Origin of the sequence: Alienimonas sp. DA493 (assembly GCF_043951915.1) — a bacterium.
GTDB lineage: Bacteria > Planctomycetota > Planctomycetia > Planctomycetales > Planctomycetaceae > Alienimonas.
The window spans coordinates 24,320-35,420 of sequence record NZ_JBINJD010000040.1; the positions used below are offsets into that span (position 1 = coordinate 24,320).

Annotated in this window: 9 protein-coding genes; 3 read left to right on the plus strand and 6 right to left on the minus strand. The window is 71.7% G+C overall.

All coding sequences use genetic code 11. The features are described 5' to 3' along the window. Positions 1-69 precede the first annotated feature (69 nt). Both ACG2DA_RS08475 and ACG2DA_RS08480 read left to right on the plus strand, forming a co-directional pair. Complete coding sequence (locus ACG2DA_RS08475; protein ID WP_395255133.1) at positions 70-2,034, plus strand: PAS domain-containing protein; 1,965 nt, start codon at positions 70-72, stop codon at positions 2,032-2,034. Positions 2,035-2,090: 56 nt separating this feature from the next. Continuing rightward, the gene (locus ACG2DA_RS08480; protein WP_395255134.1) at positions 2,091-4,628 is read left to right on the plus strand and encodes a prolyl oligopeptidase family serine peptidase; all 2,538 of its coding nucleotides are present in this window, start codon (positions 2,091-2,093) and stop codon (positions 4,626-4,628) included. 27 nt (positions 4,629-4,655) lie between these two features. Here the strand turns inward: ACG2DA_RS08480 and ACG2DA_RS08485 are convergent, their stop codons facing one another. Then, positions 4,656-5,339: an SGNH/GDSL hydrolase family protein gene (locus ACG2DA_RS08485; RefSeq protein WP_395255136.1), complete on the minus strand. Its 684-nt coding sequence runs from the start codon at positions 5,337-5,339 to the stop codon at positions 4,656-4,658. Between the two features lie 155 nt (positions 5,340-5,494). Between ACG2DA_RS08485 and ACG2DA_RS08490 the strand changes: the two genes are divergently transcribed. Beyond that, positions 5,495-6,241, plus strand: a complete 747-nt coding sequence (locus ACG2DA_RS08490; RefSeq protein WP_395255137.1) for an AIM24 family protein — start codon at positions 5,495-5,497, stop codon at positions 6,239-6,241. A gap of 22 nt (positions 6,242-6,263) precedes the next feature. Here the strand turns inward: ACG2DA_RS08490 and ACG2DA_RS08495 are convergent, their stop codons facing one another. The 5 genes from ACG2DA_RS08495 to ACG2DA_RS08515 form a co-directional block, all read right to left on the minus strand. Further along, positions 6,264-6,794, minus strand: a complete 531-nt coding sequence (locus tag ACG2DA_RS08495; RefSeq protein WP_395255138.1) for a hypothetical protein — start codon at positions 6,792-6,794, stop codon at positions 6,264-6,266. Between the two features lie 68 nt (positions 6,795-6,862). Further along, on the minus strand, positions 6,863-7,615 hold the full coding sequence (locus tag ACG2DA_RS08500; RefSeq protein ID WP_395255139.1) for a TIGR04283 family arsenosugar biosynthesis glycosyltransferase: 753 nt from the start codon (positions 7,613-7,615) through the stop codon (positions 6,863-6,865). Next, positions 7,612-8,517, minus strand: coding sequence for a dihydrodipicolinate synthase family protein (locus ACG2DA_RS08505; protein WP_395255140.1), 906 nt, complete (start codon positions 8,515-8,517; stop codon positions 7,612-7,614). Before ACG2DA_RS08505 ends, ACG2DA_RS08500 begins: the two co-directional genes overlap by 4 nt. Positions 8,518-8,591: 74 nt before the next feature. Then, positions 8,592-10,364: a Na+/H+ antiporter NhaC family protein gene (locus tag ACG2DA_RS08510; protein ID WP_395255141.1), complete on the minus strand. Its 1,773-nt coding sequence runs from the start codon at positions 10,362-10,364 to the stop codon at positions 8,592-8,594. After that, positions 10,361-11,101 (minus strand): ATP-binding protein (locus ACG2DA_RS08515; RefSeq protein WP_395255142.1); only part of this gene is annotated, 741 nt, incomplete at its 5' end. The genes ACG2DA_RS08515 and ACG2DA_RS08510, both read right to left, overlap by 4 nt.

Here is an 11,101-nt window from a genome sequence, read left to right on the forward strand (position 1 = left end):
CGGTAGGATCAAGATCGCGCCCGTCGCACGAGGCGGCGGACAGCGGCAGAGCCGGAACGTCGTCCCGGCATGAAGAACGAGTTGACAGTGCAAGATCATCCCGACGTCGTCGCCGACCCGATCGAGCCGTTGTTCTCGACGTCCGTCCCGGTCGAGGAGCAGGAGACGAGCGGGGGCGTACTGGCCGACGCCGTGTTGCGCGAGGCGCCCGTGGCGGTGCTCGTGGCGGACCGAAACGGGGTGGTGCGACTGGCGACGCGGGAGATCGAACGCCGCTTCGGCTGGGCGCTGGGCTCCCTGGAAGGACGGTCGGTCTCCGCCCTGATCCCCGAGCGCGATCGGCCCCGGCAGCGGGCCCTCTGGCCGCAGTTCTTCGCGAATCCCCGGCCCCGGACCTTTCCGGCCTCCGCCCGCCTCGCCGCCCTCTGCCGCAACGGCGAGGAATTGCCGATCGCCCTGCGGCTCGCCCCGCTGACGATCGACGGCGAAACCTTCGCCTGCGCAGTCGTCGAAGACGTCGCCGACAGGCAGGAGGAGGCCGCCGTCGTCCGGCGACAGGATCGCACCCTGCTGACGTTTCTGGACCACTCCCCGGCGGTGATCTACCTCAAGGACACCGCCGGTCACTACCTGATGGTGAACCGCCGGTTCCTCGAGATCTTCGGCCGGTCCCGCGAGGAGATCGTCGGCCGCGGGGAGGAGGCGGTCCACCCGCCGGAGATCGCCGAGCAGATCCGCCAGAACGATCGGGAGGTCCTCGCCGGCGGCAATCCGGTGCGGTTCGACGAAACCGTGGAGCACACCGACGGCCCGCGGGACTACATCTCGGTCAAGTTCCCGATGCGGGATTCCAGCGGACGCATCTGGGGACTGGGGGGCATCTCCACCGACGTGACGGAGCGCAACCGCGCCGTCGCCGAGTCGGTGCAATTGGGCACCCGGTTGGAGTTGATCCTCAACTCCGTCGGCGAGGGGGTTTACGGGCTGGATCTGGACGGACGAATCACCTTCGCCAACCGGACCGCGGCGACGATGCTGGGCTGTGCGGTGTCCGATCTGGAGGGCCGGCCGCACGGCGAGGTCGTCCGGTACACCCGCCCCGACGGGGTCGGCTACCGGCCGGAGGAGTGCCCGATCCTGGCGGTGTTGCGGGACGGCACGCCGCGGTCGGAGGACGACGCCCTGTTCTGGCGGTCGCTGGGCAACAGCTTCCCCGCCGCCTACGAGTGCGCCCCGCTGCGGACCGGCGGAGAGGTCGTCGGGGCGGTGGTGACGTTCCGCGATCAGACCCGCGAGCGGGAACGGGACCGGGCCCGCCGGGAACTGTCCGCAGCCCGGGCGGTGCAGAAGCGGCTCTACCCCGCCCGGCCGCCGCGGGTGCCGGGACTGGACGTCGCCGGCGCCGTCTTTCCCGCCGAGGAGGCCTGCGGAGACTACTTCGACTTCGTCACCCAGCCCGACGGCACCTTGGCGGTCGCGGTCGGCGACGTCTGCGGCCACGGCCTGGGACCGGCCTTGGTGATGGTCGAGGCCCGCGCCTTCCTCCGGGCCGGTCTGGCGCCCGGCCGCAGCCCCGCGGACGTGCTGTCGCGGATGGAGCGGCAGATCTCGCCGGACCTCGGCCCGCTGTTCCTCACCCTGCTGTTGGGCGTGCTCGACCCGCGGGCGCGGACCTTCGACTACGCCGCCGCCGGCCATGTCGCCTACCACCTGCCGGTCGGCGGGGTGCCCGTGCGGCTGGACAGCACCGCCCCGATCGTCGGCCTGCTGCCGGAGCCGGAGATCGAGGCCGGCCCCACGATCCGTCTCTCCCGGGGCGACCTCCTGCTGTTTCCCACGGACGGTCTGGAGGAAACGATGAACGCCGAAGACGAGCAGTTCGGCCCGGAGCGCATCCTGCAGACCGCCGAGGAGCACCGGGACCGCTCGGCGGCGGAGATTGTCGCCCGGCTCAACGAGGCCAGCCGCCGCTTCCGTGAACCGCAACCGCAGGCCGACGACGTCACGATCGTAATCGTCAAGGTGGAGGACTGACCCCGCGGGCGCGGGACCTGGTTCCGGGCGGCCGGAGCGTTCGGCATAGTGGCGGCATGATGACCGCCCTCTGTCTGCTTGCGCTGGTCGCCCCGACGGCGAACGATCCGGAGGCGAACGCCCCGGCGAACGTCGGCGCCGACCGACCGTTCGAAACCTTCGAGGCGGCGGCCGCCTGGGTGAAAACGACCGGCGGCGGCGTCTTCCGCCAACGGGTTCTGCCCCGGCCGATCGGGGGCGGGCCGGCCTTCTGGTATCGAATCGAAACGGGTCCCGGGTCCGCCGAGTTCGTGCTCGTGCGGCCCGCCGACGGCCTGCGGGAGCCGGCGTTCGATCACGCCGCCGTCGCCGCTGCGCTCTCCCGCCGTGGGGAGGAACGCCTGCGGCCGGACGCCCTGCCCTTCCGGTTCGTCGAGTTCCCCGACGGCCCGGACGGTCCGGTCCGCTTCGCCGCCCGCGGCGCCCGCTGGGAGGTGGAGGGCGCCGAGGTGCGACGGCTCGGAGACTCCGGCGACGGGACGCAGCCGGAATCCCGCGGCGTCACGTTTCTGAACCGCCCCCGCCCCACGCGGGCCGGTCCGGAGACCCACGTCACCTTCGTGAACCGCACCGACGGGCCGATCGACCTCTACTGGCTCAGCGACGGGCGGGAGACCGGATACGGCCGCATTCCCGCCGGCGAGCGGCGGGCCCAGCACACCTTCGCCGGGCACCTCTGGCGGGTGCGGGACGCGGAGGGACGGTCCCTCGCCGTGCTGACGGGAACGGAGCAGGAGGGCGTCGCGGTCATCGACGGGCCGATGTCGGCCTCCGAGCCCGAGCCGGATCGGCCCCGGCGGGAGCGGTCCGCCCCCCCGCCGATTCGCCTGCGGAACGGGGACGTCTTCCACGCCGTCAGCGACCGCCGCCTCACCGACGCCGCCGCCGAGCCCGTGCCGGAAGGATACCGCGAGATCGCCTACCGCGGCCCGGTCCTCGCCAGCCCGGACGGCCGGACGGTCGCCGTGCGGCGGACCGTCGTCGCCCCGGTCCGCGAGATCACCCTCGAGCCCCGCGGCGAGGACGGCGAGCCGCTGGAGCCGGTGCGCCTCGACTACCCGAAGCCGGGGGACCTGCGGGACCAGTCGGCGCCGGTCTTCTTCGACGCCGAGACTGGCGAGCGGACGGACGTCGCGTTGGATTCCCTGCCGGACCAGTACTCCGTCGGCAACTGGCGCTGGTCGGCGGACGGTTCGGAACAGTTCTTCCTGTACAACCCCCGCGGGCACCGGTTCCTGCAGGTTCTCGCCGCGGACCGGGAGACCGGGGCGGTGCGGGTCGTGGTGGACGAACGCAGCGACACGTTCGTGGACTACTCCCAGAAGACCGAACTGCACTGGTTGCCGACCGCCGACGGGGAGCCGGAGACCCTGCTGTGGGCCAGCGAACGCAGCGGCTGGAATCACCTGTACCGCGTCGACGCCGGCTCAGCCGACGTCCTGAACGCCGTCACCGCCGGCGAGTGGGTCGTGCGGCGGGTGGAGAAGGTCGCGGACGGCCGCGTCTGGTTCGTCGCCCTGGGCGTCGTGCCGGGGCAGGATCCGTACTACGAACACCTCTGCCGGGCGGACCTCGACGGGTCGAACTTCGTCGTGCTCACCTCGGACGCCGCCGAGCCCGGCGACGGCACGCACGAGTGGGAATTTCTGGACGGGGGACGCTACCTGCTCGACCGGTTCAGCCGCGTGGACCTGCCGCCGGTGACCGTGCTGCGGGACGGGGAGACCGGCGCCCTGCTCTGCGAACTGGAGCGGGCCGACGCCTCCGCCCGCCTCGCCACCGGCTGGCGGCCGCCGGCGCCGTTCTCCGCGACGGGCCGGGACGGCGAGACGGAGATCTACGGAACCGTCACCTTCCCCCCCGGCTTCGACCCGGACGCGGCCGAGCCCGGTTCGCTGCCGATCGTGGAGAATATCTACGCCGGCCCGCACGGGGCGTTCGCCCCGAAGGCGTGGGGCGACGCGCGGCACGTGCGGGAACTCGCCGCCCTCGGCTTCGCGGTGGTGCAGTGCGACGGCATGGGAACGAACTGGCGGAGCAAGGCGTTCCACGACGTCTGCTGGCGGGACCTCGCCGACTCCGGCTTCCCGGACCGTGTTCGGTTCCTTCGGGCTCTCGCGGAGAAGTACCCGGCGCTGGATCTCGAGCGAGTCGGCGTCTACGGCGGATCGGCCGGCGGGCAGAGCGCCCTGCGGGCCCTGCTGTCCCACGGCGACTTCTACAGCGCCGCCGCGGCGGATTGCGGCTGTCACGACAACCGCGTCGACAAGCTGTGGTGGAACGAAGCGTGGCTCGGCAAGGTCGGCCCGCACTACGACGACAGCTCGAACGTCCGTGACGCCCACCGACTGGAGGGCGATCTGCTGCTGACGGTCGGCGGGTCGGACCGCAACGTCGATCCCGCCTGCACCCTCGAAACCGCCGACGCCCTCCGGGCCGCCGGCAAAGAGTTCACCCTGAAGGTCTACCCGGAGGGCGGCCACGGCGTCGGCGAACGGGACGCCGCCCGCCGCCTGCGGGCGGAGTTCTTTCAGCGGACGCTCGGCGGACGCTGACGCCGCGGCCGGCGCCCCCTCCAACGCTCAGCGGGCTCCGTTCGGTTCGGTCGCCTTCGTCAGCGCCTCGCGGACCGCTTGCGCGACGGCCTTCGCCAGCACGTTCGAGCCTTCGGCCGTGAAGTGCACGTTCCGCGGCTTCTGCCAGGCAGCGAGGTCGGCGGAGGCGACCGCGTGCAGGTCGTTCACCCGTACGTTGCGGCCCTTCAGGACCTCGGCGGCGATCGCGTTGTATTTCACGGCGTCCCCGCCGATCCGGCCGTGAGAACCCTTCGGCACCGGCGTGGTCGTCGCCCAAATCACCTCCGCGCCGGTCTTTTCCAGCCGGTCGAACAGCCGGCCGAGGTTCTTCCGGTAGTCCTCCGGCGAGACCTGCTGCACGCCTCGATCCACCGGGGTGAGGTCGCCCTGCCCGTCCATGTATTTCAGATCGTGCAGCCCCCAGTTGACGTGGATCACGTCCCACTTCTCCTCGCCGAGCCACTCGTCGAGGTGGGCCAGCCCGCGGGTCGTCGGGCCGCCGTTGGTGGGGATGCGGTAGACGTTCGCCTCGCCGGCCAGTTCCTTGCGGACCGGGTCGGTGTAGCCGATGGAGATGGAATCCCCGATCAGCAACACCCGGGGCAGGGCCGGGTCGACGGTGGCCGGGGCGGCGGCCGGCCGGTCGGCCGCGGGCAGGAAGGCCACGAGTGCGGCAAAGGCGGTGAGCATCGATCGACTTTCGGAACGGGGGCGGACCTCGGCAGGATAACGCAACGGCCGACGGCGATCCGTCCCGCCCGGGCCGCCGCCCCCTGGCAAGACGGCGTGAACCGCCCCGACCCGCGGAGCGTTCGCCTCGCATCCCCCCACTCCGTAGGCCCCTCATGTCCGCCGCCCCGTCCGACTCCGCCGCCGACCGCCGCCACAGCCTCGCCGAGTTCGTCGCCGCCACGAACCAGCGGGACCGCGGCGAGGGCTTCTTCGAGATGGAGCGGGACCGCCTCCTGGAGGTGAACCTCGGCCAGGCCGGCACAGAGGTCTGGATCAAGGCCGGGGCGATGGTCGCCTACACCGGCCGCATCGGCTTCGAGCGGGAGGGCATGCTGGAGCACGGCCTCGGCAAGTTCCTCAAGAAGGCCGTCAGCGGCGAGGGAGCGAAACTGACCAAGGCCAGCGGCAAGGGCCGCCTATACCTGGCCGATCAGGGCAAGAAGGTCACCCTGCTGCATCTCGACGGCGAAAGCCTGTTCGTCAACGGCAACGACATGCTCGCGTTCCAGCCGACGCTCGGCTGGGACATCAACCTGATGCGGTCGCTGGGGGCGATCGCCGGCGGCGGGCTGTTCAACGTGCGGTTCGAGGGCCGCGGCATGCTGGCGATCACGACCCATTACGACCCGCTGACGCTCCGCGTCGAACCGGGCGGCCCGCCGGTCTTCACCGACCCGCAGGCCACGATCGCCTGGAGCGGCAACCTCGAACCGAAGTTCAAGACGGACGTGCAGTTCAAGACCCTGCTCGGCCGCGGCAGCGGCGAGAGCATCCAGATGGAGTTCGCCGCCACCCGCAGCCCCGGCTTCGTGGTCGTCCAACCCTTCGAGGAACGCCCGATGGCCGCCGGGGCGGCGTGAGCGAAACCCGGCGGACGGCCCGTCATTCGTCTTCGGCGGCGGTACGAACCCGCAGGGCGATGCGGACCGAGCCGTCGGTGAACGTGGCGCCCTTCCGTCTGAACTCGCGCTCGCCCCGGGCGAAGAGGTGGTAGAGCCCGTCCACCTTCGTCGGCTCGCTGATCGAAGAGGAAACGGTTCCGTCGAGGTGCTCATCGAAGTCGAAGAAATGACTTCCCCCCGCCCAACGGAGTCGCCCCTCGACCTCCCGACGGTCCGGCCGAAGCGCGACGACAATCTTCGAGTCGCCGGAGAGTTGCCGATGAACATCGAGGGAAATGTCTGACGACTCGTCGACGACCGTCCCGTCGGCGTCCAGCACGACGAGGCCGACTTCCTGATCGTCCGGTTCCTGCCGCAGGTCGATCGTCCAAAACTTCCAACCCGTCGCCCAAGCGACGTCGGCCGCCGTGATCTCGTCCGAAGCCGGTCGACTGAGTACGAAGAACGCCAGCGCCGTCAGGCCGACGCCCAGCGCCAGGGACGAGAGACAGGGGAAGATCGTTCGTCGCATCGGCGCCGTCGCGGAAGAGTGATCTCAACGCCGGAGGATACGCGATGCGGCCGTGCGGCGTCCCGCCCTCACCGCACGTCCGGATAGAACCGGCCCAGCCAGTCCGCCGGGGCGCCGTAGGCCCAGCCCCAGGCGATCGCGAGGTACGTCAGGTTCGCCCGCACCACGCCCCACTCCCGCACGCGGCGGTCGCTGGTCTCGATCGGCTCCGGCAACTCCCGGACGCGGCCGCGCCCCGGCGGCAGACGGCGGTTCATCCGCAGACAGAGGTCGGCGTCTTCCATCACCGGCAGCCGTTCGTCGAATCCGCCGACGGTGGCGAAATCGCTCGCCCGGCAGGCCATCGCCTGATCGCCGAACAGCAACCGCAGCCCGGCGAACGCGTAGCGGTGCGGCCGGTAGATCAGCGGGGCGTAGTGCGTTTTGAGCCGGTGGTGCAGCGAGGTGAGCCGGCTCGGCCCCCGCGGCCCCGTCAGCGTGGCCCGGCCGCCGACCAGCGCCGTGCCCTCCTCCGCCAGCGCCGCGGCGACCGCCGCGAGGTAATCCGGCGGCAGGACGGTGTCGGCGTGCAGGAAGCAGAGCAGCTCGCCCCCCGCCGCGGCCGCCCCGGCGTTCATCTGCTTCGACCGGCCGGGGGGCGAACGCACCACCGTCGCCCCCGCGGCCTCCGCGATCGAAACGGTGCCGTCCTCGCTGCCGCCGTCGACGACGATCACCTCCCGCGGCGGCGGATCGAGTTCCTTCAGATGAGCCAGCGTTGCCGGCAGGGCGGCGGCTTCGTTGAGGGTCGGGATGACAAGGGAGACGCGGCCGCCCGTCACGCCCCGACGCCCGCTGCGGATAGCGCCGCGGCCAAAGTCCGCCGCGCCTCGGCGTGTCCGTCGACGGCCGCGGCGGGCTGAGGGAGCCGCGGTTCGACCGGCGGCAGCGCCCCGCGGGCCTCGGCGGCGAGGCGGATGCCGTCGGGGAACTCGCCGACGCCGATCTGGGCGTCGAACAGCGTCGTCAGCCGCCACTGGGCCTGCCGGGCGGCGTCCCAGTCGCCGGCCTGGAAGCGGTCGTAGACCTCCACGACTAACTCCGGGGCGGCGTTCGCGGTAGCGTTCGTGCCGCCTTGGGCGCCGGCGGCGAGCATCGGCAGCAGCGCCGCGTCCCAGCCGGTCAGGATCGCAAAGTCCGGCCGCTCCGGCAGAATCTGGGAACAGAGCCGCACCATCGCGGAGACGTCCCCGCTGCTGTCCTTCACTCCGACGACGTTCGGCTGTTCTTTTGCCAGTCGGACGGTCACCTCGACCGGGATCGGCACGGCGAAGGACGGAATGTTGTAGACCAGCACCCCCACCGGGCTCTCCGCGGCGAGCCGACGAAAATGTTCCTCAATCGCCTCCGGCGAGGGACGAAAATAGACCGGCGCCGTCACCGCGACCGCCGCGGCGCCGCACTCGGCGGCGTGTTCGCACTCGGCGAGGGTCTCCGACAGGTTCGCCCCGCCGACGCCGGTCAGCACCGGCACGCGGCCGGCGGCGGCTTCGCAGGTCGCCCGGGTGACTCGCCGGCGCTCCTCGGCCGTCAGTCGCACCCCCTCGCCCGTGCTGCCGTTGGGGTAGAGGCCGTGCACCCCCTTGCCGATCAGCCAGTCGGCATGCGACCGCAGAGCGTCCTCGTCCACGCCGCCGTCGGCGGCCCGGGGGGTGAGGGTGGGGACGAGGATGCCGCGGAACACCGGGGCGAAATCCGAATGAGGAATGTCGAATGACGAAGGGAGAGCCTAACGCGACCGCTCCCACTCGACATTCGTCATTCGTCATTCGTCATTCCCAGCTCGATCGGCCGGCCGACGAACCGCACCACCGCGACGCAGGCGACGAGCCCGATCGGCAAACAGATCCACGACGGCACGCCGAAGCCGGCGGGGACGTAGCCGCAGACCAGCGAGATTAGCCCGACGGTCGCCGCGTAGGGCATCTGCGTGGCGACGTGGTCGAGGTGGTCGCAGCCGCTGGCGGCACTGCTGAGGACCGTCGTGTCGCTGATCGGGGAGCAGTGGTCGCCGAAGATCGCCCCGGCCAGCACCGCCCCGATCGTGCCCAGCATCGCCGGTTCGGCGGCGACCGCCTCGATCCCCAGCGCCCCGGTGCCCAGCAGCCCGGCACCGAGCTGGATCAGCAGCGGGATCACGATCGCCATCGTCGTCCAACTGGATCCGATGCTGAAGGCGATCGCCGCGGCCAGCAGGAAGCCGAGCGCCGGCAACCACCGGGCGGACAGGTATGGCTCCGCCACGCCGGCCAGGTACGGCCCCGTCCCGAGCACGGTACACGCCTGCCCGACCGACCAGGCGAGGATCAGGATGACGGCGACCGGGAACATCCCCTGAGCCCCCGCGACCCAGGCGTCGGCCGTGGCGCCGACCTTCAGCGCCCCGGTGACGGCGGCGGTCAGGCAGGCAATCAGGGAGGCCGCCAGCGAGGCGATCAACAGGGCCGTGAAGCTGTCCGCGTTCTCGATCACCCGCCGGACGGAATTTTCGTCGCCGCTCGGCCACCAGCCGGTTTCGGCAGTCGCCTCCAGCCCGGTCGCCCACATCACCGCGGCCAGCAGGCCGACCAGCACGACGATCGGGGCGAGGGCGTTGATCAGCTTCGGTTCGGCGTCCTCCACGGCGACCTCGTCGGCGGAGGCCGGGGAGGAGCCGGGACGGATCAGTTGCCCGGTCGTCGCCGCCCGCACCTCAGCCCGCCGCATCGGGCCGTAGTCCCGCCCGGTCCAGGCGACGGCGAACACGAACGCCAGCAGGTAGATCGGGTAAAAGCGGTAGGGGATCGTTTCGAGGAAATACACGTAGCTGATCGATTCCCCGCCGAGGGCGACGAAGCCCTCGCTGATGGCGTCGATCTCCACGCCGACCCACGTCGAAACGGCCGCCAGCCCGGCGACCGGCGCGGCGGTGCTGTCGATCAGGAACGCCAGCTTCTCCCGGCTGATCCGCAGGCGGTCGGTCAGCGGCTTCAGCGTGCCGCCGAGCAGCAGCATGTTGGCGTAGTCGTCGAAGAAGACCAAGAACCCCAGCCCCCAGCCGGTCAGCTGGCCCCGCTGACGGGTGCCGGCCCGGCCGCCGACCCAGTTGACCAGCGCCGTGGTCCCGCCGCTGCGGGTCATCACCCCGACCATCGCCCCCAGAAAGAAGGTGAACAGCAGCGTGACGACATGGTCGTCGTCGACGGCCGCCGGCTGAATCAGCTCCGTGCACATCGTGCGGAACGCCGACAGCGGCTCCCCGTCGGTCAACACCAGCCCAGCCCCGTAGACGCCCGCCAACAGGGCGAACAGCACTTGCCGGAACGCGATCGCCAGCCCGATGGCGACCAGCGGCGGGACCAGCGACCAAGCCCCGTATCGCTCCGCGGGAGACGGTTCCTCGGCGGCCTCGGCAGCGACCGCCCCGTCGTCGGCCGGTTCCGCGACGGCCGCGGGCTCCGCCGCCTCGGCCGGCTCCTGGGCGTACGCAGCCCCGGCGAACGCCGCGGTTCCGATCAGCGCGAGAAGAACCGCGACGGTGCGCAACGTCATGCCGAATCGACCGATGGGCCGGCGGCGTCCGCGGGGAGTGCGGGCAGGCTCGCCCGGAACACGGTCCGGCCGGGAAATGAGCGCACGTCGAGCGTGCCGCCGTGCAACGTGACGATCCGCCAGCACTTCGGCAACCCGAACCCCAACCCCCGTCCCGCCTGCCGGCCGGAGAAGAAGGGATCGAAGGCGTGTCGTCGCTCCTGCTCCGTGAAGCCGGCGCCGTCGTCGGCGACCCAGAGGAGCGCACGTTCGCCTCTGCGGCGCCCGCGAAACCGCAAGCGGGACGCGCCGGCCTCGATCGCGTTCCGTCCCAACGAGGCGACGAGCGCTGAGAGCTGATCCGGGTCGGCCTCCAAGGCGACCGGGGCGAAATCCGTCTCCAGCGTGCAGCCGGCGTCGGCGGCCCGCTCCCGCAGACCGGGCAGCGCCTCCTCGGCGACCTCCCCTAGCCAGACCGGCTCCGGCGTCGGTTCCGGCGGGTCGGCAAACAGCAGGGCGTCCGCGATCATGTCGCGGATGCGGAGGGCCTGCTCCGAAATGACCCGCAGTTCCCGGGCCAACGTCGGGTCCTCGCAGTTCCTCAGCAGCAGCGAGCAGCGCCCGTGGATCGCCGCGGCGGGGTTGTTGATCTCATGCCCGGCCCCGGCGCAGAACTCCGCCATCGCGGCGAGTTTCGCGTCGCGGAGGCGAGCGTCGAAGTCGTCTGACATGGAGCCGCGACCGTGAGGGAGCGTCAC

Bases quoted from the DNA above. Each gene is read 5' to 3' on its own strand.
- ACG2DA_RS08485 (WP_395255136.1), bottom strand. From the start codon at position 5,339: ATGCTCACCGCCTTTGCCGCACTCGTGGCCTTCCTGCCCGCGGCCGAC.
- ACG2DA_RS08490 (WP_395255137.1), top strand. From the start codon at position 5,495: ATGTCCGCCGCCCCGTCCGACTCCGCCGCCGACCGCCGCCACAGCCTC.
- ACG2DA_RS08510 (WP_395255141.1), bottom strand. From the start codon at position 10,364: ATGACGTTGCGCACCGTCGCGGTTCTTCTCGCGCTGATCGGAACCGCG.
- ACG2DA_RS08475 (WP_395255133.1), top strand. From the start codon at position 70: ATGAAGAACGAGTTGACAGTGCAAGATCATCCCGACGTCGTCGCCGAC.
- ACG2DA_RS08480 (WP_395255134.1), top strand. From the start codon at position 2,091: ATGATGACCGCCCTCTGTCTGCTTGCGCTGGTCGCCCCGACGGCGAAC.
- ACG2DA_RS08495 (WP_395255138.1), bottom strand. From the start codon at position 6,794: ATGCGACGAACGATCTTCCCCTGTCTCTCGTCCCTGGCGCTGGGCGTC.